Genomic DNA, 26,167 nt, shown 5'->3' with positions numbered 1-26,167 from the left:
CCGGTCATGGCCGCCGTCAGTCGAGCCGCGCGTCTGGCGCCGGTGGTGGACATGGCCGAACAGGCCGAGAAAACCGCCGTGCAACGGCTGGGCTACTTTCAGGGCCAGGTAAAGGTTGCAGAAAGCAAACTGGCCGACCTCAATGCCTTCCGTCTGGATTACTCGCAGCAATGGATCGTGCGCGGCAGCACCGGCGTGAGCGGGCAATGGCTGCTCGGTTTTCAGGGCTTTCTGGCGCAACTCGACACTGCGGTTGATCAGCAGCGCCAGAGCCTGGTCTGGCATCAGAACAAGCTCGACAAGGCGCGTGAGGAATGGCAGCAGGCGTTCGCCAAGGTCGAAGGTTTGCGCAAACTGGTGCAACGTTATCGCGAAGAGGCGCAACGCCTTGAGGACAAGCGCGAGCAGAAGTTGCTCGATGAATTGTCCCAGCGCTTGCCGCGGCAGAATCCGTTTTAAAACAAAATCAAAAGATCGCAGCCTTCGGCAGCTCCTACAGGGGGATCAGTGTAGGAGCTGCCGAAGGCTGCGATCTTTTGATCTAGCTTCTAACCTTGCTGCAACCCTGTGCAGGTGCTAAACCTTGTACAGGTTCGTCAATGACAAGGAAGCCAGTCAATGTCAGTCGTTACAGAAGTCTCTCCAGATGGTCAAAAACTGACGATCTCGGTCAGGGGGCGGTTTGATTTTGGTCGCCATCAGGAATTTCGCGAGTCCTATGAGCGACTCGATACGAAACCCGGATCCATTGTGGTTGATCTGAAAGAAGCTACCTATCTCGACAGTTCGGCGCTGGGCATGCTGCTCTTGCTGCGTGATCACGCGGGGGGTGACGACGCGGACGTGCGGGTGGTCAACAGCAACTCCGACGTGCGCAAGATCCTCGCCATTTCCAACTTCGACAAACTCTTCGACATCAGTTGACCGCCATGCAGGCGCAAGAGCCGCTGACCCTCCTGATCGCCGAAGACAGTGCCGCCGATCGCTTATTGCTGTCGACCATCGTCCGCCGCCAGGGTCACCAGGTCCTGACGGCGGCCAACGGTGCCGAAGCGGTTGACCTGTTTCGCCGTCAGCAACCCGATCTGGTCTTGATGGACGCGATGATGCCGGTCATGGACGGCTTTGAGGCCGCAAGGCAGATCAAGGCGTTGGCCGGCGAAACGCTTGTGCCGATCATCTTCCTGACGTCGCTGACCGAAAGCGAAGCGCTGGCCCGTTGTCTGGAGGCCGGTGGCGACGACTTTCTGGCGAAGCCTTACAACCAGGTGATCCTCGCCGCCAAAATCAAGGCGATGGATCGCTTGCGCCGTTTGCAGGCAACCGTGTTGCAACAGCGGGACCTGATCGCCAAACACCACGATTACCTGCTCAATGAACAGCGCGTGGCCAAAGCGGTGTTCGACAAGGTGGCGCACTCCGGTTGTCTCAGCGCGTCGAACATTCGCTACCTGCAATCGCCGTACGCGCTGTTCAACGGCGACTTGCTGCTGGCGGCTTACACGCCGGCGGGCGACATGCATGTGCTGCTCGGCGATTTCACCGGTCACGGCTTGCCGGCAGCAGTGGGCGCGATGCCGCTTGCCGAAGTCTTCTATGGCATGACCGCCAAGGGATATGGCCTGGCCGAAACCCTGCGTGAAATGAACGCCAAGCTCAAACGTATCCTGCCGGTGGACATGTTTTGCTGTGCGACGCTGTTGTGCCTGAGCTTTCAGCGACGTTCGGTAGAGGTATGGAATGGCGGCATGCCCGATGGGTATTTGCACCGGATCGCCACGGGCGAGCGCGAGCCACTGACCGCGCGTCATCTGCCGCTCGGTGTGCTGAGCCCGCAGGCGTTCGATGACCGCACTGAAGTGCATTCGATGACGGTCGGGGATCGGGTTTTTCTGCTGTCTGACGGCGTGATCGACACCAGTGATGCCAACGATCAGTTGTTCGGTGTCGAGCGTTTGCAGCAGGTGTTCGCCGCCAATCGCGAGCCGGACCGATTGTTCGAGGATATCGAGCAGGCGCTGCGGGATTTTCGCGGCGAGGCACGTGACGATGTCAGCATGGTCGAGGTCAGCCTGCTGGAATCGGCGCGTGTCAAGCCGTCGGTGCCGGTGTATTCCGACAGCGGCCAGTCGTGCCCGCTCGACTGGTCGGTGAGCTTCGAATTCCGTGGTGCCACGCTCAAGCGTTTCAATCCATTGCCGTACCTGTTGCAGTTGCTGCTTGAGGTACATGGGCTGCGGGCGCAGAGTGGCGCTTTGTACAGCGTGCTGGCCGAGTTGTATTCCAATGCGCTGGAGCATGGCGTGCTCGGTCTGGATTCCAGCCTCAAGCGCGATGCGGCGGGTTTCGCTCGGTACTATCAGCAGCGCAATGATCGGCTGGAGGCGCTGCAGGATGGTTTTGTTCGTGTGCATTTGCAGGTGCAGCCACAAGGCGAGGGCGGTTGTCTGGTGATTCGTGTCGAAGACAGCGGCAAGGGGTTTGATGTGGCGCGAGTCATGGAGCGGCCGCTGGACGGTGTCCGTTTGTCGGGGCGCGGCGTCAGTCTGGTCCGGCAATTGGGGCATAACGCCAGTTGGTCGGACGAAGGTCGTAGTGCCCGCGTGGAGTTTTCCTGGGAGGTTGAGGCATAATCCGCGCAATTCTTGATCAAGGAGTGAGCAAGTGGCTGACACACATGTAGATCGCGAAGTGCTCGACACCTTGCGCGACGTTATGGAAGACAGCTATCCGGATTTGCTCGACACCTTTCTGAGTGATTCGGAAAGTCGCTTGCATCAATTGCAAGAGACCGCCGATGCCAAGGAACTGTCAGAAGTCGCCCATAGCTTCAAGGGCAGTGCAAGCAATATGGGCGCGGTTCGACTGGCGACTCTTTGCCAGGAGTTGGAATCGAACGCTAAAGACAAGAGTCCGGCAGAAAACGTCAAACTGGTCGCCGATATCAGCGTCGAGTTCGCTGAAATTCGCACTGTTTACGAAGAAGAGCGACAGCACGCCACCACCCACTGATCCCGCCGTCCGGCGCTTTTCCAAAGCGCCGGACAAAACTGGCCCGGCACTTGCAGCTATCTCCGCAACTGTACCTACGATCCCAGTGCAGCGGAGACCGTTTCATGCCAGCGACCCCCAACATCCTTCTTCAGAATGCCGCTCAGGCCAAGGCGCAAGCCGCCTCGGCCAAAACGTCGGCTATGGCCGTAGATACTGGGGATAAAGCCTCAAGTTTCGCTAAGGTGTTCGCCGATCAGGGGTCGAGCAAACCTGTTGCCAGCACTGACAACTCGCCCAAGCCGTCGCGTGACAAGATGGCCGACAACAGCGGCAAAAAAGATATCGGCAAGGATCAGTCTGCCGCTGCGCAACCGGCTGTTGCCGATAGCGGCAACGACTTGCCTGCCGATAAAACGGCGGCAACCGATGACACCACCGCCAGCAGTGACGACAGCACGGACACTTCTCAAGCCCCAGTGGTTGATGCCGCACCGGTTGACCCGGCGCTTGATCCGGCATTGGTTGCCGCTGTGCAGCCCGTGGTCACGGCACCTGTGGTGCAGACCCCGGCTATTGTCGCCACCGCCCAGCCTGAAGCTGAAACACCTGCGCTCGCCGCATTGCCGGGTATGGTCAAAGATCCGGCACCGACCACCGACAGCGATTTCGATCCTGCGGCCGACCCCCTCGACTCGATGCCGGCCGTACGTATGGCGATGGAGCAGGGCGGGCACATTTCCGCTGCCAGCCAGGCGCAACCGAAAGCGTCGCCCGCTCAGGCTCAGGCCGACGGCGAATTGACTGCGGCGCAGAACTTCGCCGCCGGCATGGCCAGCATGCTCGACGTCCAAGCCGACAAGGACAGCACCAGCCAGGGCGGCGAAAAAGCCTTCAGTGGTTTGATCGACGATGGCCTCAAAGATCTCAAGACGGCGACCAGCGATACCCGCGTAGATGACTTCGCCAACCGTCTGGCGGCACTGACGCAAGCTGCTACGCCGAAGACCGCGAACGCGGTGCCGGTGAACCAGCCGATCGCCATGCATCAGAGTGGCTGGACCGAAGAAATCGTCAACCGCGTCATGTATCTGTCGAGCGCCAATCTGAAGGCGGCAGATATTCAATTGCAACCGGCCGAGCTAGGGCGCCTGGACATTCGCGTCAACATGGTCCCGGACCAGCAGACCCAAGTGACCTTCATGAGCGCGCATCCAAGTGTGCGTGAAGCGCTGGATGGGCAGATGCATCGCTTGCGCGACATGTTCAACCAGCAGGGCATGGGCCAGGTCGACGTCAATGTCTCCGACCAGAGCCGTGGCTGGCAGGGCCAGCAAGGTCAGGAACAGGCTCAGCAGGGCCAGAGTGGTCGCACCAGCGCGGCCGGCGGTCGCCTCGATTCGGTGGATGAAGAATTGGCGCCTGCCGCCATTGCTGAAGCCGCTACGCAAACCACCAGCGTGATTGGCAGCAGCGCGGTCGACTATTACGCCTGATCAAATCAAGAGCCCCTCACCCTAGCCCTCTCCCGGAGGGAGAGGGGACTGATCGGGGGATGCTTGCGAAGTACGCCGACCGGATACTTTTGCTGTGAATCCATAATCGACCCGGTCTTCAGATCGACGTTTCACGACAGGGGCCCCTCACCCTGGCCCTCTCTCGGAGGGAAAGGGAACTGATCGGAGGATGCTCGCGAAGTACGCCGACCTGATACTTTTGCTGTGAATCCATAATCGACCCGGTATCTCAGGTCGGTGTATGAGCCAAGACACCTCGGTCGGCTCCCTCTCCCTCGGGGAGAGGGCTGGGGTGAGGGTGCCTTTGACTTTCGCGTTGTCTCCACCACCACCGACACTTCTGGCATAACACTTGCTCTTGCCTTGCCGTGCGACTGTGAAAACCCGAATAGTGACGGATTATTGGCATGGCGAAGAGCGAAACAGCAGCAGTGAAAGACCCCGCAACCAAAGGCAAACTCAAGCTGATCATTGTGATCGTGCTGGCGTTGCTGTTGGCCATTGGCGCATCCGTGGGGGCGACCTGGTTCTTCATGCACAGTGCCCAGAGCAAACCTGCCGAGGCCGCCGATGCGGCGCCTGTTGGCAAGCAACCGGCGATTTTCGAGCCGATGGCGCCGGCCTTCGTTGCCAACTACAACCAGAACGGCCGTCAGCGCTACATGCAGGTGAGCATCACCATGCTGGCGCGTAATCAGGCCGATCTGGAAGCGCTCAAAGTGCACATGCCGGTGATTCGCAACAACCTGGTGATGCTCTTCTCCGGTCAGGATTTCGCCACCTTGGCGACCCCGGTCGGCCAGGAGATGTTGCGCCAGAAGGCCACAGCCAGCGTCCAGGAAGTGGCGCAGAAAGAGCTGGGCAAAGTGGTGATCGAACAGTTGCTTTTCACTAATTTCGTACTGCAGTAGGAACACGACATGGCCGTGCAGGATCTGCTGTCCCAGGATGAAATCGACGCGCTGTTGCATGGCGTCGACGATGGTCTGGTACAGACCGATAACGCTGCCGAACCCGGCAGTGTCAAAAGCTACGACCTGACCAGTCAGGATCGCATCGTCCGTGGACGCATGCCGACTCTGGAAATGATCAACGAGCGTTTTGCCCGTTACACCCGCATCAGCATGTTCAACATGCTGCGCCGCTCGGCGGACGTTGCCGTTGGTGGCGTACAGGTGATGAAGTTCGGCGAATACGTGCACTCGCTGTACGTGCCGACCAGCCTCAACCTGGTCAAGATCAAACCGTTGCGCGGCACCGCGCTGTTCATCCTCGACGCCAAACTGGTGTTCAAACTGGTGGACAACTTCTTCGGCGGCGACGGCCGTCACGCCAAGATCGAAGGGCGTGAATTCACCCCGACCGAACTGCGCGTGGTGCGCATGGTGCTGGAACAGGCCTTCGTCGATTTGAAAGAAGCCTGGCAGGCGATCATGGAAGTCAATTTCGAGTACATCAACTCGGAAGTGAACCCGGCCATGGCCAACATCGTCGGCCCGAGCGAAGCGATTGTGGTCTCCACCTTCCACATCGAACTCGATGGCGGCGGCGGCGACCTGCACGTGACCATGCCGTACTCGATGATCGAGCCGGTGCGCGAAATGCTCGACGCCGGTTTCCAGTCCGACCTCGACGATCAGGACGAGCGCTGGGTCAACGCCCTGCGTCAGGACGTGCTCGATGTCGACGTGCCGATTGGCGCCACCGTGGCGCGCCGCCAGTTGAAACTGCGCGACATCCTGCACATGCAGCCGGGCGATGTGATCCCGGTGGAAATGCCGGAAGAAATGATCATGCGCGCCAACGGCGTGCCGGCCTTCAAGGTCAAGATGGGCTCGCACAAAGGCAACCTCGCGTTGCAAGTGATCGAGCCGATCGAGCGCCGTTGAAACGGCGCTCCAACCCCCAAGCCTTTAACTGAATTTTTGCCCGCCGAGGACAAATGATGAACGACGATATGAACGCCCAGGACGACCAGGCACTGGCTGACGAATGGGCTGCTGCCCTGGAAGAAACCGGTGATGGTCAAGCTGACATCGACGCCTTGCTGGCTGCCGACGCAGCCAGCGGCTCGCGTCTGCCGATGGAAGAGTTCGGCAGCGTGCCGAAGAACAACGATCCGGTGACGCTGGACGGCCCGAACCTGGACGTGATCCTCGACATCCCGGTATCGATCTCGATGGAAGTGGGCAGCACCGACATCAACATCCGCAACCTGCTGCAACTCAACCAGGGTTCGGTGATCGAGCTTGATCGTCTGGCCGGTGAGCCGCTGGACGTGCTGGTCAACGGCACGCTGATCGCGCACGGTGAAGTGGTAGTGGTCAACGAAAAGTTCGGCATCCGCCTGACTGACGTGATCAGCCCAAGCGAACGCATCAAGAAGCTGCGCTGAGTGAAACGGTTTCTCTGGGCTTTGCTGGCATTGCCATTGAGCGTGCTGGCCGCCGAGCCAACGACAGCCACCACAGTGCCTGCCGCCACCGCGCCAATGGTCAGCAGCGGCGTGGCCGGGCAACTGACGCAATTGGTGTTCGGCCTGTTGCTGGTGCTGGGGTTGATCTTCTTCCTCGCCTGGCTGTTGCGCCGCGTGCAGCAGGCAGGGCCGGCGGGCAAGGGTCAGGTGATCGAGCTGATCGGTTCGCGCGCGCTCGGGCCGCGTGACCGTTTGCTGCTGGTGCAGGTCGGCAACGAGCAGATTCTGCTCGGCCTCAGCCCAGGCACCATCACCGCGCTGCACGTGCTCAAGGAGCCCGTTGAAGTGCCCGGCACCAGTGAAAAAGCGACCCCGGAATTTGCCCAGCACCTGCTGAAAATTCTCGGCAAGGATCAGAAGGATAAGAAGTAATGGGTGCGTTACGCATCGTCTTGACGCTGGCCCTGATGCTGGCCGCGCCGCTGGCGTTCGCCGCCGATCCGTTGTCGATCCCGGCGATCACGCTGGGCACCAACGCCGATGGCGCGCAGGAGTATTCGGTCAGTCTGCAGATCCTGCTGATCATGACCGCCCTGAGCTTCATTCCGGCGGCCGTGATTCTGATGACCAGTTTCACCCGGATCATCATTGTCTTCTCGATTCTGCGTCAGGCCCTCGGTCTGCAACAGACGCCGTCGAACCAGATCCTCACCGGCATGGCGCTGTTCCTGACCATGTTCATCATGGCCCCGGTGTTCGACCGGGTGAACAAGGACGCGCTGCAACCGTATCTGGCGGAAACCCTTACCGCCCAGCAAGCGGTAGAAAAAGCTCAGGTGCCGATCAAGGACTTCATGCTCGCGCAGACCCGCACCAGCGATCTGGAGCTGTTCATGCGTCTGTCCAAGCGCACCGACATCGCCACGCCGGATCAGGCACCGCTGACCATTCTGGTGCCGGCGTTTGTTACCTCCGAGCTTAAAACCGCGTTCCAGATCGGCTTCATGATCTTCATTCCGTTCCTGATCATCGACCTCGTCGTGGCCAGTGTGCTGATGGCGATGGGTATGATGATGCTCTCGCCGCTGATCATCTCGCTGCCGTTCAAGATCATGTTGTTCGTGCTGGTCGATGGCTGGGCGCTGATCATCGGCACCCTGGCCAGCAGTTTTGGAGGTGTCTCGCCATGACGCCGGAAGTTGCGGTCGATATCTTTCGTGAAGCCCTTTGGCTGACCACATTGATGGTCGCGATTCTGGTGGTGCCGAGCCTGTTGGTCGGCTTGCTGGTGGCGATGTTCCAGGCTGCAACGCAGATCAACGAACAGACGTTGAGCTTCCTGCCGCGTCTGCTGGTGATGCTGGTGACCTTGATTGTTGCCGGTCCGTGGATCGTGCAGACGTTCATGGAATACATCATCCAGTTGTACAAAAACATCCCGATGGTCATCGGCTAAGCCATGCAATCGCTGCTTCAGCTGACCGACACCCAGATCAGTTCCTGGGTGGCCTCGTTCATGTTGCCGCTGTTTCGCGTCGCGTCGATGCTGATGGTGATGCCGGTGTTCGGCACGACGCTGGTGTCGCGGCGGATACGCCTGTATTTCGCCGTGGCCATCACCGTGTGCATTGCCCCGAGCCTGCCGCCAATGCCAGTGGTCAGCCCGCTGGACCTGAGTGGCTTGATGTTGATTGCCGAGCAGATCCTCGTCGGTGCCGTGCTTGGGTTTTCTCTGCAGCTGTTTTTCCAGGCCTTTGCCGTGGCCGGGCAGATTGTCGCGATCCAGATGGGCATGGGTTTCGCCTCGATGGTCGACCCGGCCAACGGTGTGTCGGTGGCGGTGATCGGGCAGTTCTTCACCATGCTCGTGACGCTGCTGTTCCTGTCGATGAACGGCCACTTGGTGGTGTTCGAAGTCCTCACTGAAAGCTTTACCACGCTGCCGGTCGGCAGTGGGTTGATGACCGCGCATTACTGGGAGCTGGCCGGCAAACTCGGCTGGGTACTGGGGGCGGCGCTATTGTTGGTGTTGCCGGCGGTCACTGCGCTGCTGGTGGTCAACATCGCGTTTGGCGTGATGACCCGTGCCGCGCCGCAACTGAACATCTTCTCCATCGGTTTTCCGCTGACCCTGGTGCTCGGCCTGTTCATCGTCTGGGTCGGTCTGGCGGACATTCTCAATCAGTACCAGCCGCTGGCCACTGAAGCCTTGCAGCTGTTACGCGAACTGGCACGGGCGCGCTGAGTCATGGCAGAGAGCGAAAGCGGTCAGGACAAAACAGAAGACCCCACGGAGAAACGCAAAAAGGATTCCCGTGAGAAGGGCGAGATTGCCCGTTCCAAAGAGCTCAATACCCTCGCCGTGATGATGGCCGGTGCCGGCGCGCTGCTGGTGTTCGGCGGCATGCTGGCCGAAGACCTGATGGAGCTGATGCGCCTGAACTTCACGCTGTCGCGTGAGGTGATCATGGACCAGGGTTCCATGGGCGCATTTTTGTTGAAGTCGGGTCAGATGGCACTGGTGGCCATTCAGCCGTTCATGATCACGCTATTGCTGGCGGCCCTGATCGGGCCGATTTCCCTCGGTGGCTGGCTGTTCGCGGCCGGTTCCATGGCGCCCAAATTCAGCCGGATGAACCCGGCGGCGGGCCTGAAACGGATGTTTTCGTTCAAGTCCGTGGTTGAACTGCTCAAGGCGCTGGCCAAGTTTCTGATCACCTTGGGCGTGGCGTTGGTGGTGTTGTCGTCGGATGTCGATGACCTTCTGCGGATCGCCCATGAGCCGCTGGAGTCAGCGATCATTCACAGCGTCACGTTGGTCGGCTGGAGCACGTTGTGGCTGGCCTGCGGCCTGATCATCATCGCCGCTGTCGATGTGCCGGTGCAGCTCTGGGAAGCCCACAAGAAACTGCTGATGACCAAGCAGGAAGTGCGCGACGAGCACAAGGATCAGGAAGGTCGCCCGGAAGTCAAACAGCGCATCCGCCAGACCCAGCGCGAGATGTCGCAACGGCGGATGATGGCGGCGATTCCCGATGCCGACGTGGTCATCACCAACCCGACGCACTACGCCGTCGCGCTCAAGTACGATTCGGAGAAGGGCGGCGCGCCGATACTGCTGGCCAAGGGCAGTGACTTCCTCGCACTGAAGATTCGCGAAATCGCCGTGGCCAACAACGTCATGCTCCTCGAATCGCCGGGGCTGGCGCGCTCGATCTACTACTCCACCGAACTGGATCAGGAAATCCCCGGTGGCCTGTATCTGGCGGTCGCCCAGGTACTGGCCTACGTCTACCAGATCCGCCAGTACCGCGCCGGCAAGGGCAAACGCCCGGATCCGCTCAAGGACGACTTGCCGATTCCGCCGGATCTGCGGCGTGATTCTTGACGGTGCTGTGCAGCCATTGGTCTGAGATCTCCCTTTACTGTCAACTCTGACAGGTGCGCTTGCCGTGATTTTGCAGTTTGATGCAAGGTGGCGCCGCCTACTTGGCGCGGTCAGGCGAGCGAGTGCAAGGGAGCACGACAATGAAAGGTATTTTCAGCAGCTACGATGAAAAAACCGGTACTGGCACCATCACGCCGAAGCCCTCGGGGCGATGTATTTCCTTTGCTGAGGCCACAGGTTTTTTTCTGACCGCCAAAGAGTACCGATTCAGCATTCCATTGGCCGATGCCCGGCAGGCGAACGTCAAAGTCGGCAACGAGGTCGAGTTCGAATTGCCCAAGAGCAAGAATGGAAAAGTAAAAATCCTCCGGTATTGAGCACTCCATCACCCTCACTACTAACACGGCTGAAACGAAAAAACCGCCGCCCCGATTCAACGGAGCAGCGGTTTTTTATGCCTGAAGACATGTGTGGGCTGTGAGGCCGCCTTCGTCGGATCGCCGCCCGGAGCAAGCCTGCTCCCACAGGTTCGTCTGTGGATCAGGGGGTTGTGAACGGCGCAGATCCCTGTGGGAGCGGGCTTGCCCGCGAAGACGTCAGCAGCCACAACACCTCACTCAAGGCTTGTCACAGATCCCTGCTACTGCGGCACCTCCAGATTATCCATCACCCGACTCACCGCCAGCTCGCCGAGCATGATCAGTTGCGCGATCCCCAGCAGCGTCCTGCGCTGCGACGCGGGTATGAGGTGGGCGAAGTCATGGGCGATGGTTCTGGCTGAGGCGAGTGTTTCGCTGGCATCGGCCAGCAGTTCTTCGTTTTTGAAGTCGGCGGTCACGGCGTACATCCGCCGGGTTTTGCGTGGCGGTGGCGTGGAGCCGGGTGGGCAGAGGTAGTGATCGAGAGCGCGGTCGGCGGCTTCGTGGAGTTTTTTTGAATCGAGGGATTCGTAGGGGGAGGTGGGGTCGGTTTCGGGTGGGTTGGGTGTTGGTTTGAACATGGTGAAACTCCTGAGGTTATGGAGCCACTCTTTCCCTGTCGCTAAACAAGTTAAGGTGGCAGCTGTACGCAGGTTAGCGAACCGGTCACAGGCACCCCGGTAGACCCAAAGGTCTCCCGCATACAGCCGCCATAACGTAATTGCGGGCGAAAAGTCCCACAACGAAGCCACGAACGCTGATGCACTGAGATGGTCCGGGTCGCTAAACCCGATCGCTGATTCGTCAGCGACCGCACCACAATAGGACCCGACCCCAAAGCGCACAAGCCGGCGGATTCTGGCGTAGCTGTAGGCAATGGCGCAAGAATTTGTAGCCTGGAAGGCGTGTCTGGAGGTGTCTTTTAAACGCCTGAGTTTAAAAGGCGATTTGCGCTGACTTCACTGGCCCCTTCGCGAGCAAGCTCGCTCCCACATTTGGAATGCGTTTCCCTGTGGGAGCGAGCTTGCTCGCGAAAGGGCCATCCGGGTCAACAGAAAAACCCTCGATCAAGCCCCGATTTTCTACATCGCTGTTAAATAAATGAGTTCCCTTTTCGCTTGTCCCCTCTTAGCTCTTTCCATGGCTGTTAGTCTGGGATGATTATCATGCAAGTGCCCAAATCTGTGGCGGGATAGCAGCCGGACCATGTGGTCCCATCGACGAAAAGGTGACTTAGCCTTTGTTTTGTCACATTACCCTCGCATCCGGCGGAGCTCGTTGTTCCTGTCCATATATTATTAACAGGCTGGTATCCGGTGAAGTTCTTGGCATCCTCTTTAGTATGGTAGAACCCTGAAAACCCTGGGTATGTATTAGCCCATGCTAAGGCCTGCGCATTGGTCATCTGCATACGATTCCAAAGAAGCTTGCGTCTCTGGTTCTCGACCGTGACTTCGATCACCTTGGTTTGACCCGTTGAATCTCCAATTGTGATCCTGGTAGTGCCTGTGAGTAGTCCTCTTATGTCGCCGTTACCATTGACCGTTGCAATTTCCGGCTTGGATGATGTGTAGGTGATAGGGAGGGTTCCTGTGGCTCTCCTGGAAGTCTGAGATGCAGTAGGTATTATGCCGGTCGGTTTCCAAGGTAATCCTGTGCCTGCGATCGATATTGTTATCCAAAATAATCTGATCGGGGTGACGTCGACTAGAAGTTCGGGAACCACTTTCAGTGTCCGGGGCGGCGACGATTCCCCGCCAGAGCCATACAACGCCTTGGCGGTAAAGCTGTGTGCCACCACAGCCAGGCCACTGACGAGCAACGTCCAGACACCGGTTGTGGGATCTGCAGTTGCCGGACCTTTGGAGACAGTGCCGTCAAAGATTTCGACCTTCTGGCCTTTGGCCGCGCTGCCGCTCAGGGTGACGGCCGTTTCCACCGTGACCCCGGCTTGAGGGATTTCGACACCGCTGGGAGAGCCTTTGACCGATGTCAACGTCGGAGCAGTGGCGGCTTCGCCAATTCGTGTTCTCAACACTTTCGAAAACATCAATCGCTCACCACTTGCCGATTTGTATACGGTGTAATTGATCAGGGCATCGGCACCGCGATTGGTTGTGCGCCAGTCCGGAGGAAGTGTGAACGTCGAGGGGACGCCGGTCTGAACAGGTTGTGATTGACTTTGCCAGGTCGTGTTGGCTGTCGCGCGGATGCGGACCGTGTAGCCGGTCGTCATACCCGTATAATGCGCACCAATGGTTGTCTGGTCGCTCGACAGCGTCGGTGCCAGTAAATCGAATGCTTGAGGAAGGATGTGCAACAGCAAGTATCGAGAAGCAATCAAGGTACCACCCGGGGCAGTGCGGACCGTGTAAAAAACTTTCACGGTATGACCAATGCTATCGATTACCTCCATGCGTGGGGTGAGGATGTTGAGGGCGCCTGGTGTTACCACCGTGACCACCTCTGAGTGATAGGTGTACCGAGGGTTTTCCCAAGTCATGCGAACCGTATGACCACGCGCCATGCCGGTGTAATGTGGAATTTGAACGGTGACGTGTCGGGCGAAATAAACATTATTGAAATCGAATTGATCACCCGCGGAGCCATGCGCTTCAAGGACCTTCGGCGCCGCTGGATCGGTGACTGCTGAAACTGAGTTCATGAGGTGTCTCCTGCGTTTGAGTGATTGCCTGGAGGGGCCTCATTGAATGCAGGAAGTACACTGTTGCACCACTGTCAAATCTGACAGGTAGTCGAGTATTTCCGATGGGCGGTTGGCCTTTCTCATTGGGAAGAGTGACGCGAGATCGTTGGTTCGGGCTTGGCAAGAACCCGCCTGAGCAAGGTCTGTGGCCAGTTTCTGCATCTACTTTATCGCTCCCGCGCAGAGCGTGAGAACGATCATCGGGGGGAGGACGCTACTGCGGCAACTTCAGATTATCCAGCACCCGATTCACCGTCAGATCGCCGAGCATGATCAATTGTGCGGTGCCCAGCAGCGTCCTGCGCTGCGACGCGGGTATGAGGTGGGCGAAGTCATGGACGATGGTTCTTGCAGAAGCGAGTGTTTCGCTGGCATCGGCCAGCAGTTCTTCGTTTTTGATCATGGTGAAGCTCCTGGAGTCATTGGAGCTGCCAGCGTTCGCTGCGAGACGAATGAGGGTGGCAGCTATACGCGGGTCGCAGACCGGGACTCTAGAACCGGCAGACCCGAAGGTCTCCCACGTACAGCCGCCATAAGCAAAGCGGATGTTGTGCGTCCAAAGATCGACGGGCTGCGAGACCCGATCGCTGATTCGTCAGCGACCGATCCACAATAGAACCCGCCCCCCAAGGCGCACAAGCCGGCGGATTCTGGCTTGGCTGTAGGCAAAGGCGCAAGGATTTGTAGCCTTGAAGGCGTGTCTGAAGGTGTCTTTTAAACAGCTTCGTTTAAATCGAAAAATTTGCGCCGGATATAAGGGCCTCTTCGCGAGCAGGCTCGCTCCCACAAGAGACTGCATTCCAAATGTAAGAGTGAAATGCACACCAAATGTAGGAGTGAGCCTGCTCGCGATAGCGGAGTGTCAGTAGGCGAATTTGTTGGATGACACACCGCTATCGCGAGCAGGCTCACTCCTACAGGGAGCGTGTTTATCCCTTCCTGTTTCAATCCTTGGCAAAAGTTGGAAAGCTTCTTGCAGTACCCGCCGTGAGCCCGCTCTGGGCGTCAAAAGTTTGCTTTAAAGGAACGGGGAAAACCGGTGGATCGCTCTCAGTTATTCAACACTGCTCGCACAAACGTTGCCGACCTCAGTCGAGGCAATCTGGGCGTGCCGTTGTTGCTGCTGGTGATGCTGGCGATGATGATGTTGCCGGTGCCGCCGTTCCTGCTCGACGTGTTCTTCACCTTCAACATCGCGCTGTCGATTGTCGTCCTGCTGGTCTGCGTGTATGCGCTGCGGCCGCTGGATTTCGCCGTTTTCCCGACGATTCTGCTGGTGGCGACGTTATTGCGGCTGGCGCTGAACGTCGCGTCGACGCGCGTTGTAATGCTCCACGGTCAGGACGGCCACGCCGCTGCCGGTAAGGTGATTCAGGCCTTCGGTGAGGTGGTGATCGGCGGTAACTACGTGGTCGGTATCGTGGTCTTCGCGATTTTGATGATCATCAACTTCGTCGTGGTGACCAAGGGTGCCGGGCGGATTTCCGAGGTGAGCGCGCGTTTCACCCTCGATGCGATGCCCGGCAAACAAATGGCGATCGACGCCGACCTCAACGCCGGTCTGATCGACCAGAACCAAGCCAAGGCACGCCGTCAGGAAGTCGCCCAAGAGGCCGAGTTCTACGGTTCGATGGACGGTGCCAGCAAGTTCGTCCGTGGTGACGCCATCGCCGGCCTGCTGATTCTGTTCATCAACCTCATCGGCGGTATGGCCGTCGGTATCTTCCAGCACAACATGAGCTTCGCCGACGCCGGCAAGGTTTACGCGTTGCTGACCATCGGTGACGGTTTAGTGGCGCAATTGCCATCACTGTTGTTATCTACAGCCGCGGCGATCATGGTGACCCGTGCTTCCGGTTCGGAAGACATGGGCAAGCAGATCAATCGCCAGATGTTCGCCTCGCCGAAAGCGCTGGCGGTGGCCGCCGGTTTGATGGCGGTGATGGGCCTGGTGCCGGGCATGCCGCACTTCTCGTTCCTGAGCATGGCCGCGCTGGCTGCCGGTGGCGCCTACTTGTTCTGGAAGAAGCAGAACGTGGCCAAAGTGGTCGCGCTGGAAGAGGTCAAACGCCAGCAGGAACTGCTGCCGTCGCCGGCCCGCGCCATGGAAACCAAGGAACTGGGCTGGGACGACGTGACGCCAATCGACATGATCGGTCTGGAAGTCGGCTATCGCCTGATCCCGCTGGTGGATCGCAATCAGGGCGGGCAATTGCTGGCGCGGATCAAGGGCGTGCGCAAGAAGCTCTCGCAGGATCTGGGCTTCCTGATGCCAACCGTGCACATCCGCGACAACCTCGATCTGGCGCCAAGCGCCTATCGCCTGACCCTGATGGGCGTGATCCTCGCCGAAGCCGAGATCTACCCGGATCGCGAACTGGCGATCAACCCGGGCCAGGTGTACGGCATGCTCAACGGTATCAACGCCAAAGATCCGGCTTTCGGCCTGGAAGCGGTGTGGATCGAAATCAGCCAGCGTGCCCAGGCACAATCCCTCGGTTACACCGTGGTAGATGCCAGCACCGTGGTGGCAACGCACTTGAACCAGATTCTGTACAAGCACTCCAGCGAGCTGATCGGCCACGAGGAAGTGCAGCAACTCATGCAATTGCTGGCCAAAAGCTCGCCGAAACTGGCTGAAGAACTGGTGCCGGGCGTGGTGTCGCTGTCGCAACTGCTCAAAGTGCTACAGGCGCTGCTGGCCGAACACGTGCCGGTGCGCGATATCCGCAGCATTGCCGAAGCCATCGCCAACAACGCCGCGAAGAGTCAAGATACCGCCGCGCTGGTGGCCGCTGTGCGGGTCGGCGTATCCCGCGCCATCGTCCAAAGCATTGTAGGCACTGAGTCGGAGCTGCCTGTGATCACCTTGGAACCAAGGTTGGAACAAATATTGCTCAATAGTCTGCAGAAGGCAGGACAAGGCTCGGAAGAGGGCGTTCTGCTGGAGCCAAGCATGGCCGAGAAGCTGCAACGTTCGCTCATCGAAGCGGCGCAGCGTCAGGAAATGCAAGGTCAGCCGGTGATCCTTTTGGTCGCTGGCCCGATCCGCGCGATGCTCTCGCGCTTTGGCCGCCTCGCCGTCCCTGGACTGCATGTGCTGGCCTACCAGGAAATACCGGACAACAAGCAAGTGACCATCGTTGCGACAGTAGGGCCCAACGGCTGAGGTAGTGGTTTATGCAAGTTAAGCGTTTCTTTGCCGCCGATATGCGTCAGGCCATGAAGCTGGTTCGTGATGAGCTGGGCGCTGATGCCGCCATCATTGGCAACCGCCGCATTGCCGGCGGTGTCGAGCTGACGGCGGCACTGGATTACAAACTGTCGGCGCTGGCGCCACGGGTTCCGAACATGGAGCTCGAAGATGAGCTGCGCAAGACCCAGTCGCGCATCGTCACCGCTCAGGCCGAGTTGAGCCTGCGTGGCGAAGCCGACGGCAACAGCAATCGCCAGATCTTCGCCGGGCTGCCGTTGACGGCTGGCCTGCCGCTGACCGCTGCCGAACCGCTGAGCGAGCCGACCTACGCTGCACCAGCGCGTCCGGCCCCGGCGCCTGCGCAGTCCTCCGGCGGTGTCGATCCGCGTGCACTGGATTCGATGCGTTTCGAATTGAACAGCCTGCGCGAGTTGATGGAAGTTCAGCTCGGCACCCTGGCCTGGAATCAGCTGCAAGGCAGCCGCCCGGCGCAAGCCAACCTGTATCGTCGTCTGCAACGTATCGGTCTGTCCGGTCCGTTGTCGCGTGATCTGCTGGCGATGATCACTGATATCGAAGAACCGCGTCAGGCCTGGCGCATGCTCCTCGCGCATCTGGCACGGATGATTGCCGTACCGGAAGTCGAGCCACTGGAAGAGGGCGGTATCATTGCCATGGTCGGCCCTGCCGGCATGGGCAAGACCACTACTCTCGCCAAGCTTGCCGCGCGTTATGTGCTGAAATACGGCGCGCAGAATGTCGCGCTGGTGAGCATGGACAGTTTCCGCATCGGCGCTCAGGAACAACTGAAGACGCTGGGGCGCATTCTCAATGTGCCGGTGACCCACGTCGATCCGGGCCAATCGCTGGTGCAGGCGCTGGATCCACTGCTGCGCAAACGCGTGGTATTGATCGATACTGCCGGCCTGCAAGCCAGCGATCCGGCGCTGCGCATGCAGCTGGAAAGTCTGGCCGGACGTGGCATTCGTTCAAAAAATTATCTGGTCTTGGCAACCACCAGCCAGAAACAGGTTCTAACCGCCGCTTATCACAGTTACAAGCGTTGCGGGCTTGCCGGCTGCATCCTGACTAAACTGGATGAAACGGCCAGCCTTGGCGAAGTGTTGAGCCTGGCGATCAGTCATGAATTGCCGGTCGCGTACCTGACCGATGGCCCACGGATTCCGGATGATCTGCATCTGCCGCGCCGTCATCAACTGGTCAGCCGCGCCGTCAGCGTGCAAATGCAGGAAGAACCCAGCGAAGAAGCCATGGCTGACATGTTCGCTGATATCTATCACAGCCCGACCAAGCAGGTAGGCTGAGGTATTCATGAACAGTTTTTGTACCTACATCGATGGTCTGCCATGCATTGTTCCGGTTGTGAACGCGCAGCCAGTAATGTGGCCTCCGTCTATGCAAGACAAGGTAAAGAAATAACATGGGCAGCATGCATCCCGTACAGGTGATCGCGGTGACCGGCGGCAAAGGTGGCGTCGGCAAGACTAACGTGTCAGTGAACTTGTCTCTGGCGCTGGCAGAGCTTGGCCGTCGGGTCATGCTGCTGGACGCCGATCTGGGGCTGGCGAACGTCGACGTTTTGTTGGGTCTGACCCCTAAACGCACACTGGCCGACGTGATCGAAGGCCGTTGCGAATTGCGCGACGTGCTGTTGCAAGGCCCCGGCGGCATTCGTATCGTCCCGGCCGCGTCCGGCACACAGAGCATGGTCCACCTGAGCCCGGCGCAACATGCCGGCCTGATTCAGGCGTTCAGCGACATCGGCGACAATCTCGACGTGTTGGTGATCGACACCGCTGCGGGTATTGGTGACTCGGTAGTCAGTTTTGTACGCGCAGCCCAGGAAGTGTTGCTGGTGGTCTGCGACGAGCCAACCTCGATCACTGACGCCTACGCGCTGATCAAACTGCTCAACCGCGATTACGGCATGAACCGTTTCCGCGTTCTGGCCAACATGGCGCAGAGCCCGCAAGAAGGGCGCAACCTGTTCGCCAAGTTGACCAAGGTCACGGATCGCTTCCTTGACGTCGCTCTACAATACGTCGGCGCCGTGCCTTACGACGAAAGCGTGCGTAAAGCGGTGCAGAAGCAGCGCGCGGTGTACGAAGCCTTTCCGCGTTCCAAGTGCGCACTGGCGTTCAAGGCGATCGCGCAGAAGGTCGACACCTGGCCGCTGCCCGCCAACCCGCGTGGCCACCTTGAGTTTTTCGTCGAGCGCCTCGTGCAGCAAACGGCAGGGCCCGTGCTATGACCGCTAGCGGTATGAACTACTACAAGAAGTCGGCACGCGACGCTCAGTACGAGTTGATCGAGCGTTACGCGCCGCTGGTCAAACGCATTGCCTATCACTTGCTGGCGCGCTTGCCGGCCAGTGTGCAGGTCGAAGACCTGATTCAGGCCGGGATGATCGGCCTGCTCGAAGTCTCGACCAAATATGACGCCAGCAAAGGCGCCAGTTTCGAAACGTACGCGGGCATTCGAATCCGCGGCGCGATGCTCGACGAAGTGCGCAAAGGGGATTGGGCGCCACGCTCGGTTCACCGCAATACCCGTATGGTCAGTGACGCAATTCGCTCAATTGAAGCTAAAACCGGCCGTGACGCTAAAGATCACGAGGTTGCAGCCGAACTCCAATTGAGTCTCGACGATTACTACGGGATTTTGAATGACACCTTGGGCAGCCGCCTGTTCAGTTTCGACGACCTGTTGCAGGACGGCGAACACGAAGGGCTGCACGAGGATGGCGCGAGTGCTCATCTTGAGCCGTCACGCGATCTGGAAGATGAACGTTTCCAGGCCGCGTTGGCGGACGCGATTGCCAATTTGCCGGAGCGTGAGCGACTGGTGTTGGCGCTGTACTACGACGAAGAGCTGAACCTCAAGGAGATCGGTGAAGTCCTTGGCGTCAGTGAATCGCGGGTCAGCCAGTTACACAGCCAGTGCGCGGCCCGTTTGCGGGGGCGTTTGGGGGAGTGGCGAGCGCGCTGAAGGCAGTGTGGGGACACTGCGAACGAGGCTGGTGCGGTGATGAACGGCACCGGTCTTGCTCTGTTGTGCTCCAGACAGTCTTCGAGTGCTGCGCCGATTGATTGAAGTGGCGCGTCCAGGTGCTGGGCGCGTTTAAGACTGCTTGGAGGTCGAATTGAACAAAGACATGAAAATCCTCATCGTTGATGACTTCTCAACGATGCGGCGGATCATCAAGAACCTGCTGCGTGATCTTGGGTTCACCAACACCGTCGAGGCTGACGATGGCGTGACTGCCATTCCAGTGCTCAATAGCGGAAGCATCGACTTTCTGGTAACGGACTGGAACATGCCGGGCATGACCGGTATCGACCTGCTGCGCCACGTGCGTGCCGATGAAAAACTCAAGCACCTGCCCGTGCTGATGGTGACTGCAGAAGCCAAGCGCGAGCAGATCATTGAAGCCGCTCAGGCCGGTGTAAACGGCTACGTAGTCAAACCTTTCACGGCTCAGGCGTTGAAAGACAAAATCGAGAAGATTTTCGAACGCATCGGCTGATGAACGCGCGGGGGAGCTATGGAGCATAACGAATCTTCACAGGGCGATTTCGAGTCGACCCTGAAAAAACACGCGGTCGAACTGGTCGAGAGCCTTGAAAAAGGCAGGTTCGGCGACGCTGTGCAACTGATCCATGAGCTCAATCAGACCCGTGACCGTGGCCTGTACCAGGAAGTGGGCAAGCTCACACGTGAATTGCACAGTGCGATCGTCAACTTCCAGATCGACCCGAACATGCCGCAGGCCGAGGAAGTGTCGCAAATCACCGACGCCACCGAACGCCTGGGCTATGTGGTCAAGCTGACAGAAGCCGCGGCCAACCGCACCATGGATCTGGTGGAAAGCGCCACGCCGGTGGTCAACAGTCTGGCTGACGAAGCCCAGACGTTGAGCGCCGATTGGGGTCGCTTCATGCGTCGCGAGGTCGGGGCTGAAGAGTTCCGTGAACTGGCGCGCCGGGTTGACGGTTTTCTGTCACGCAGCAGCACGGACAACCGTGCGGTGTCGAGCAATCTCAACGACATCCTGCTGGCCCAGGATTACCAGGACCTGACCGGTCAGGTGATCAAGCGTGTGACCCAACTGGTCACCGAAGTCGAAAGCAATTTGCTCAAGCTCGTGCTCATGGCCAGTCAGGTGGACCGCTTTGCGGGCATCGAACATGACCGCGCCGCGATGCTTGCAGAAAAAGATCCACAAAAACATCTCTCGCAGGGTGAAGGTCCGCAGATTCATGCCGATAAACGAGAAGACGTTGTGTCCGGTCAGGACGATGTGGACGATTTGTTATCCAGCCTCGGGTTCTAGAGTTTTGGAATTTTAGGTTTTTTGGGTTTTTAGACCTGTAGGAGCACCCCATTAATGAGCTTCGGCGCCGATGAAGAGATCCTTCAGGATTTCCTGGTTGAGGCCGGCGAGATTCTTGAGCAACTGTCCGAACAACTGGTCGAGCTGGAAAGCCGCCCGGATGACGCAGATCTGCTCAACGCAATTTTTCGCGGTTTCCACACTGTAAAAGGGGGCGCCGGCTTCCTTCAGCTCAATGAGCTGGTGGAGTGCTGTCACATCGCCGAAAACGTGTTCGACATCCTGCGTAAGGGTGAGCGCCGCGTTGATGCAGAACTGATGGACGTTGTCCTCGAAGCACTGGACGCGGTGAACAGCATGTTCACTGAGGTTCGTGAGCGTGCGCCGATCACCGCTGCCACCCCGGAACTGCTGGCCGCCCTGGCGCGTCTGGCCGAACCGCAATCGGCGGACGCCGCCCCGGCATCGCCGGTGGCCGAGATGATCGAAGAACTGGTCGTTGAAGGCGACGCGTCGGGCGACATCACTGATAACGAATTCGAACAACTGCTGGACTCGCTGAACGCCGTCAAGGCTGAAGCTGAAGCCCCGGCCGCTGCTGCGCCTGCGCAAACGGCCGCTGAAGCCGCGAGCGATGAAATCACCGATGCCGAGTTCGAGTCGTTGCTCGATCAGTTGCACGGCAAAGGCCAGTTCGCGGTGGATGCGGTTGCACCAGCGGCGGCAGCCCCTGCGGCACCGGCCAAGGGCGACAGCTCTGACATCACCGACGACGAATTCGAAGCCCTGCTTGATCAACTGCATGGCAAGGGCAACTTTGCCGTGGATGCGCTGGAATCGGCGATTGCCTCGGCACCTGCGCCAGCCGCACCGGTTGCTGCGGCGGCCGGCAGCGATCTGATCAGCGATCACGAGTTCGAATCGCTGCTCGACGAACTGCACGGCAAAGGCAAGTTCTCCGAAGTCGGCACCGCTGCTGCTGGCAGTGCTTCGACTGTCGCCACGCCTGCTGCCAAGGCACCGGCCGCTGCTGCAGCGCCCAAGCCTGCCGCCAAGCCTGAGCCGAAAGCCGAAGCGCCGAAACCGGCCGCTGCTGCTCCGGCTCCGGCCCGTGCGCCGGCGACACCGCCACCGGAAAAACCGGCGAGCGAAGCCGAAACCACCGTGCGCGTCGACACGGCACGTCTCGACGAAATCATGAACATGGTCGGCGAGCTGGTGCTGGTGCGTAACCGTCTGGTGCGCCTGGGTCTGAACAGCGGCGATGAAGCCATGCAAAAGGCCGTGTCGAACCTCGACGTGGTCACCGCTGACTTGCAGACCGCCGTGATGAAGACGCGGATGCAGCCGATCAAGAAGGTCTTCGGGCGCTTCCCGCGTCTGGTTCGAGATCTGGCGCGTCAGTTGAAGAAAGAGATCAACCTGGAACTGGTGGGTGAAGAAACCGACCTCGACAAAAACCTTGTCGAGGCCCTGGCCGACCCGCTGGTCCACTTGGTGCGCAACGCTGTCGACCACGGCATCGAGTCGCCGGAAGAACGCGAAGCGTCGGGCAAGGCCCGTGGCGGCCGTGTTGTTTTGGCTGCCGAGCAAGAGGGTGACCATATCCTGCTGTCGATTTCCGACGACGGTAAAGGCATGGACCCGAACGTCCTGCGTGCCATCGCGGTAAAACGCGGTGTCATGGACAAGGACGCGGCCGATCGCCTCAGCGATACCGAGTGCTACAACCTGATTTTTGCCCCGGGTTTCTCGACCAAGACCGAGATCTCCGACGTGTCCGGCCGCGGTGTCGGCATGGACGTGGTGAAGACCAAGATTTCCCAGCTCAACGGTTCGATCAACATCTACTCGACCAAGGGCCAGGGCTCGAAGATCGTCATCAAGGTGCCGCTGACACTCGCGATCATGCCAACCCTGATGGTGATGCTCGGCAATCAGGCGTTTGCGTTCCCGCTGGTCAACGTCAACGAAATCTTCCACCTCGACTTGTCGACCACCAACGTCGTCGACGGTCAGGAAGTGGTGATCGTGCGGGACAAGGCGCTGCCATTGTTCTACCTCAAGCGCTGGCTGGTCAGCTCCGCCGCTCACGAAGAGCAGCGTGAAGGCCACGTGGTGATCCTTTCGGTGGGCACGCAGCGGATCGGCTTCGTCGTCGATCAACTGGTCGGTCAGGAAGAAGTGGTCATCAAGCCATTGGGCAAAATGCTGCAGGGCACTCCGGGCATGTCCGGCGCCACCATCACGGGTGACGGCCGCATCGCGCTGATTCTCGATGTTCCAAGCATGCTCAAGCGTTACGCCGCACGGCGTATTTGAATCCGGGGCGGCGGGGCGACAACGTCCCGCTGCACCTAATGGAGTGTTTATGGCAGTCAAAGTCCTGGTGGTGGACGATTCGGGTTTTTTCCGCCGCCGCGTCTCGGAAATTCTTTCAGCGGATCCGAGCATTCAAGTGGTCGGCACCGCTACCAACGGTAAAGAGGCGATCGATCAGGCCCTGGCACTCAAGCCGGACGTGATCACCATGGACTACGAGATGCCGATGATGGACGGCATCACGGCGGTACGGCACATCATGCAGCGCTGCCCGACCCCGGTGTTGATGTTCTCCTCGCTGACGCACGAAGGCGCCCGGGTTACTCTGGACGCGCTGGACGCTGGTGCGGTGGATTTCCTGCCGAAGAATTTCGAAGACATCTCGCGTAACCCGGAGAAGGTCAAGCAACTGCTGTGCGAGAAGGTCCATAGCATCTCGCGCAGTAACCGTCGTTTCAGTGCCTACAGTGCGCCGGCTCCAGCCGCAGCACCAACGCCTGCACCGGCTCCGGCGCCATCCAGCTTCAGCAGCCACAGCACCAGTGCACCGGCACGTCCGGCACCCGCGCCTGTGCATGCACCTGCTCCAAGCCGTACTCCGGCCGCCAGCGCTTCGTCGCCCGCGCCGAAACGCAAAGCCTACAAACTGGTGGCCATCGGTACCTCGACGGGCGGCCCGGTTGCCCTGCAACGCGTGCTGACTCAGTTGCCAGCGAATTTCCCGGCGCCGATCGTGCTGATCCAGCACATGCCGGCGGCATTCACCAAGGCCTTCGCCGAACGTCTCGACAAGCTCTGCCGCATCAGCGTCAAGGAAGCCGAGGATGGCGACATCCTGCGTCCGGGCCTGGCGTTGCTCGCGCCGGGTGGCAAGCAAATGATGATCGACGGCCGTGGCGCGGTGAAAATCCTCCCGGGCGACGAACGTCTGAACTACAAGCCGTGCGTGGACATCACTTTCGGTTCGGCGGCGAAATCCTACGGTGACAAAGTTCTGGCGGTGGTGTTGACCGGCATGGGCGCCGACGGCCGTGAAGGCGCGCGTCTGCTCAAGCAGGGCGGCAGCGCGGTGTGGGCGCAGGACGAAGCCAGTTGTGTGATTTACGGCATGCCGATGGCCATCGTCAAAGCCGACCTCGCCGACGCGGTGTACAGCCTCGACGACATCGGCAAACACATTGTCGAGGCGTGCATCTGATGGATGTTTTAAGCCTTATCGGGATCATCATGGCGTTCGTCGCCATCATCGGTGGTAACTACCTTGAGGGTGGTCACCTCGGTGCGCTGGCCAACGGCCCGGCGGCATTGATCGTACTGGGCGGCACCATCGGTGCCGCACTGCTGCAATCGCCGATGAGCGCGTTCAAACGCGCCATGCAGATCCTTGCCTGGATTCTGTTTCCGCCACGGGTCGATCTGGCCGGTGGCATCGATCGCGTCGTCAACTGGAGCCTCACCGCGCGCAAGGAAGGCCTGCTGGGCCTGGAAGGCGTGGCCGATGCCGAACCCGACAATTACTCGCGCAAAGGCCTGCAATTGTTGGTCGACGGCGCTGAGCCGGAAGCGATCCGCAGCATCCTTGAAGTGGACTTTTACACTCAGGAAGCCCGCGACATCGAAGCGGCAAAAGTCTTTGAAAGCATGGGCGGCTACGCGCCAACCATCGGCATCATCGGTGCGGTGATGGGCCTGATCCATGTGATGGGCAACCTCGCGGATCCGACGCAACTGGGCAGCGGCATTGCCGTGGCGTTTGTCGCGACCATTTACGGCGTGGCCAGTGCCAACCTGGTGTTGCTGCCGATCGCCGCCAAGCTGAAGTCAATCGCGTTGCGGCAGTCGCGTTATCGCGAAATGTTGTTGGAAGGGATCCTGTCGATCGCCGAAGGTGAAAACCCTCGCTCCATTGAGTTGAAGCTGCAAGGCTTCATGGATTAAGGGAATAACCTCATGGCTCGTCGCAGGCATCAGGAAGAACACGTCAATCACGAGCGCTGGCTCGTCTCCTACGCGGATTTCATCACGTTGCTGTTCGCGTTCTTCGTGGTGATGTACTCGATTTCGTCGATCAACGAAGGCAAGTACAAGGAAATTTCCGAAGCGCTGGTCGGCGTCTTCAAAGACTCCGACCGCGCGCTCAAACCGATCCAGATCGGCGACGAGCGGCCGAAAACCGTGACTCCGGCCAAGCCACTGGTCAAGGACGCCGAGCAGATCGATGCCGGTATCGCCGGCGCCAGCGATCCGCTGAAAAGCATCGCCGATGACATCAGCGCCGCGTTCGGCGACTTGATCAGCTCCAACCAGATGACCGTGCGTGGCAACGAGCTGTGGGTCGAGATCGAACTCAATTCCAGCCTGTTGTTCGGCAGTGGCGACGCTATGCCGAGCGACATCGCCTTCAACATCATCGACAAGGTGGCGGCAATCCTCAAACCGTTCGACAACCCGATCCACGTCGAAGGCTTCACCGACGATCAGCCAATCCGCACGGCGCAGTATCCGACAAACTGGGAACTGTCGTCGGCGCGTTCGGCGAGCATCGTGCGCATGCTGGCGATGCAGGGCGTGAACCCGGGTCGCCTGGCTTCGGTGGGTTACGGTGAGTTCCAACCGGTCGCCAATAACGCCACCGCCGAAGGCCGTGCGAAAAACCGTCGCGTTGTGTTGGTGGTGTCGCGCAATCTCGATGTGCGCCGCAGCCTCACGGGCACCGGAACCGCCAATGCGCAACCGGACGCTGCATTGAAGCGGGCTGGCACACAAACTGCACCGACCCCGGTCAAGACGCCGGGACGCGAGAGTGCCGTCAATTCTCCGTCACCCGCATTAACACGCTGAGCTATGTCTCGGTCGA

Annotated in this window: 26 protein-coding genes and 1 pseudogene; 24 read left to right on the top strand and 3 right to left on the bottom strand. The window is 59.4% G+C overall.

The window, feature by feature from the left end; translation table 11 throughout:
* The first annotated feature begins 6 nt into the window (after positions 1 to 6).
* The 14 genes from fliJ to GTU76_RS09920 all read left to right on the top strand — a co-directional run bounded on the left by fliJ (position 7) and on the right by GTU76_RS09920 (position 10,689).
* Entirely contained in the window at positions 7 to 459 is a 453-nt protein-coding gene (gene fliJ, locus GTU76_RS09985) for a flagellar export protein FliJ (protein WP_077571659.1), read from the top strand.
* 159 nt (positions 460 to 618) lie between these two features.
* Complete coding sequence (locus tag GTU76_RS09980; protein ID WP_016984308.1) at positions 619 to 924, top strand: STAS domain-containing protein; 306 nt, start codon at positions 619 to 621, stop codon at positions 922 to 924.
* Positions 925 to 929: 5 nt separating this feature from the next.
* Positions 930 to 2,633: an ATP-binding SpoIIE family protein phosphatase gene (locus GTU76_RS09975; protein ID WP_180698575.1), complete on the top strand. Its 1,704-nt coding sequence runs from the start codon at positions 930 to 932 to the stop codon at positions 2,631 to 2,633.
* Positions 2,634 to 2,664: 31 nt separating this feature from the next.
* Positions 2,665 to 3,012 carry an Hpt domain-containing protein gene (locus tag GTU76_RS09970; RefSeq protein WP_180698534.1) on the top strand — a complete coding sequence of 116 codons (348 nt, stop codon included), beginning with the start codon at positions 2,665 to 2,667 and terminating at the stop codon, positions 3,010 to 3,012.
* A gap of 104 nt (positions 3,013 to 3,116) precedes the next feature.
* A complete protein-coding gene (locus tag GTU76_RS09965) occupies positions 3,117 to 4,487 on the top strand; it encodes a flagellar hook-length control protein FliK (RefSeq protein ID WP_180698533.1) in 1,371 nt (456 codons plus the stop codon).
* A 428-nt stretch (positions 4,488 to 4,915) separates the two neighbouring features.
* Positions 4,916 to 5,419, top strand: coding sequence for a flagellar basal body-associated protein FliL (gene fliL / locus GTU76_RS09960; protein ID WP_007920033.1), 504 nt, complete (start codon positions 4,916 to 4,918; stop codon positions 5,417 to 5,419).
* A gap of 9 nt (positions 5,420 to 5,428) precedes the next feature.
* On the top strand, positions 5,429 to 6,397 hold the full coding sequence (fliM, locus tag GTU76_RS09955) for a flagellar motor switch protein FliM (RefSeq protein WP_038363850.1): 969 nt from the start codon (positions 5,429 to 5,431) through the stop codon (positions 6,395 to 6,397).
* Between the two features lie 56 nt (positions 6,398 to 6,453).
* Entirely contained in the window at positions 6,454 to 6,903 is a 450-nt protein-coding gene (gene fliN / locus GTU76_RS09950; RefSeq protein WP_007920031.1) for a flagellar motor switch protein FliN, read from the top strand.
* Positions 6,904 to 7,356: a flagellar biosynthetic protein FliO gene (fliO, locus tag GTU76_RS09945; RefSeq protein ID WP_180698532.1), complete on the top strand. Its 453-nt coding sequence runs from the start codon at positions 6,904 to 6,906 to the stop codon at positions 7,354 to 7,356.
* Positions 7,356 to 8,114: a flagellar type III secretion system pore protein FliP gene (gene fliP, locus GTU76_RS09940; RefSeq protein ID WP_016984314.1), complete on the top strand. Its 759-nt coding sequence runs from the start codon at positions 7,356 to 7,358 to the stop codon at positions 8,112 to 8,114. The genes fliO and fliP overlap by 1 nt, the downstream gene beginning before the upstream one ends.
* Positions 8,111 to 8,380 (top strand): flagellar biosynthesis protein FliQ, encoded by a 270-nt coding sequence (fliQ, locus tag GTU76_RS09935; RefSeq protein WP_007920026.1) that lies wholly within the window; start codon positions 8,111 to 8,113, stop codon positions 8,378 to 8,380. The genes fliP and fliQ overlap by 4 nt, the downstream gene beginning before the upstream one ends.
* A gap of 3 nt (positions 8,381 to 8,383) precedes the next feature.
* On the top strand, positions 8,384 to 9,169 hold the full coding sequence (gene fliR / locus GTU76_RS09930; RefSeq protein ID WP_180698531.1) for a flagellar biosynthetic protein FliR: 786 nt from the start codon (positions 8,384 to 8,386) through the stop codon (positions 9,167 to 9,169).
* Positions 9,170 to 9,172: 3 nt separating this feature from the next.
* Positions 9,173 to 10,312 (top strand): flagellar biosynthesis protein FlhB, encoded by a 1,140-nt coding sequence (flhB, locus tag GTU76_RS09925; protein WP_175555000.1) that lies wholly within the window; start codon positions 9,173 to 9,175, stop codon positions 10,310 to 10,312.
* A 140-nt stretch (positions 10,313 to 10,452) separates the two neighbouring features.
* Positions 10,453 to 10,689 carry a hypothetical protein gene (locus GTU76_RS09920; protein WP_180698530.1) on the top strand — a complete coding sequence of 79 codons (237 nt, stop codon included), beginning with the start codon at positions 10,453 to 10,455 and terminating at the stop codon, positions 10,687 to 10,689.
* 263 nt (positions 10,690 to 10,952) lie between these two features.
* Here GTU76_RS09920 and GTU76_RS09915 read toward each other — a convergent pair whose 3' ends face one another.
* From GTU76_RS09915 to GTU76_RS09905, 3 genes and pseudogenes are all read right to left on the bottom strand, one after another.
* Positions 10,953 to 11,312: a DUF6124 family protein gene (locus GTU76_RS09915; RefSeq protein WP_180698529.1), complete on the bottom strand. Its 360-nt coding sequence runs from the start codon at positions 11,310 to 11,312 to the stop codon at positions 10,953 to 10,955.
* A gap of 566 nt (positions 11,313 to 11,878) precedes the next feature.
* Positions 11,879 to 13,396: an Ig-like domain repeat protein gene (locus tag GTU76_RS09910; protein ID WP_180698528.1), complete on the bottom strand. Its 1,518-nt coding sequence runs from the start codon at positions 13,394 to 13,396 to the stop codon at positions 11,879 to 11,881.
* Between the two features lie 256 nt (positions 13,397 to 13,652).
* Positions 13,653 to 13,835, bottom strand: a pseudogene (locus tag GTU76_RS09905) (DUF6124 family protein); the annotation flags it as partial.
* 642 nt (positions 13,836 to 14,477) lie between these two features.
* On the opposite strand from GTU76_RS09905, the gene flhA reads away from it, so the two are divergent.
* From flhA to motD, 10 genes are all read left to right on the top strand, one after another.
* Positions 14,478 to 16,607 carry a flagellar biosynthesis protein FlhA gene (gene flhA, locus GTU76_RS09900; protein ID WP_180698526.1) on the top strand — a complete coding sequence of 710 codons (2,130 nt, stop codon included), beginning with the start codon at positions 14,478 to 14,480 and terminating at the stop codon, positions 16,605 to 16,607.
* An 11-nt stretch (positions 16,608 to 16,618) separates the two neighbouring features.
* Positions 16,619 to 17,959, top strand: coding sequence for a flagellar biosynthesis GTPase FlhF (gene flhF, locus GTU76_RS09895; protein WP_016987473.1), 1,341 nt, complete (start codon positions 16,619 to 16,621; stop codon positions 17,957 to 17,959).
* 116 nt (positions 17,960 to 18,075) lie between these two features.
* Positions 18,076 to 18,906 (top strand): flagellar synthesis regulator FleN, encoded by an 831-nt coding sequence (gene fleN / locus GTU76_RS09890; RefSeq protein ID WP_003222917.1) that lies wholly within the window; start codon positions 18,076 to 18,078, stop codon positions 18,904 to 18,906.
* Entirely contained in the window at positions 18,903 to 19,643 is a 741-nt protein-coding gene (fliA, locus tag GTU76_RS09885; protein WP_007920004.1) for an RNA polymerase sigma factor FliA, read from the top strand. Before fleN ends, fliA begins: the two co-directional genes overlap by 4 nt.
* A 166-nt stretch (positions 19,644 to 19,809) precedes the next feature.
* Positions 19,810 to 20,181, top strand: coding sequence for a chemotaxis response regulator CheY (locus GTU76_RS09880; protein ID WP_161986607.1), 372 nt, complete (start codon positions 19,810 to 19,812; stop codon positions 20,179 to 20,181).
* Positions 20,182 to 20,199: 18 nt separating this feature from the next.
* Complete coding sequence (locus tag GTU76_RS09875; RefSeq protein WP_007920000.1) at positions 20,200 to 20,988, top strand: protein phosphatase CheZ; 789 nt, start codon at positions 20,200 to 20,202, stop codon at positions 20,986 to 20,988.
* Positions 20,989 to 21,042: 54 nt separating this feature from the next.
* A complete protein-coding gene (locus GTU76_RS09870) occupies positions 21,043 to 23,310 on the top strand; it encodes a chemotaxis protein CheA (protein ID WP_180698525.1) in 2,268 nt (755 codons plus the stop codon).
* A gap of 49 nt (positions 23,311 to 23,359) precedes the next feature.
* Positions 23,360 to 24,508 carry a protein-glutamate methylesterase/protein-glutamine glutaminase gene (locus GTU76_RS09865; protein ID WP_180698524.1) on the top strand — a complete coding sequence of 383 codons (1,149 nt, stop codon included), beginning with the start codon at positions 23,360 to 23,362 and terminating at the stop codon, positions 24,506 to 24,508.
* Positions 24,508 to 25,248: a flagellar motor protein gene (locus GTU76_RS09860; RefSeq protein WP_016987476.1), complete on the top strand. Its 741-nt coding sequence runs from the start codon at positions 24,508 to 24,510 to the stop codon at positions 25,246 to 25,248. The genes GTU76_RS09865 and GTU76_RS09860 overlap by 1 nt, the downstream gene beginning before the upstream one ends.
* 12 nt (positions 25,249 to 25,260) lie before the next feature.
* Positions 25,261 to 26,151, top strand: a complete 891-nt coding sequence (gene motD, locus GTU76_RS09855) for a flagellar motor protein MotD (protein WP_016987477.1) — start codon at positions 25,261 to 25,263, stop codon at positions 26,149 to 26,151.
* Positions 26,152 to 26,167: the final 16 nt, after the last annotated feature.

The organism is Pseudomonas crudilactis, from assembly GCF_013433315.1.
GTDB classification, from domain to species: Bacteria; Pseudomonadota; Gammaproteobacteria; order Pseudomonadales; family Pseudomonadaceae; genus Aquipseudomonas; species Aquipseudomonas crudilactis.
Note: the sequence above shows the minus strand (reverse complement) of the source record. Positions and strands in the feature narration are given on the sequence as shown.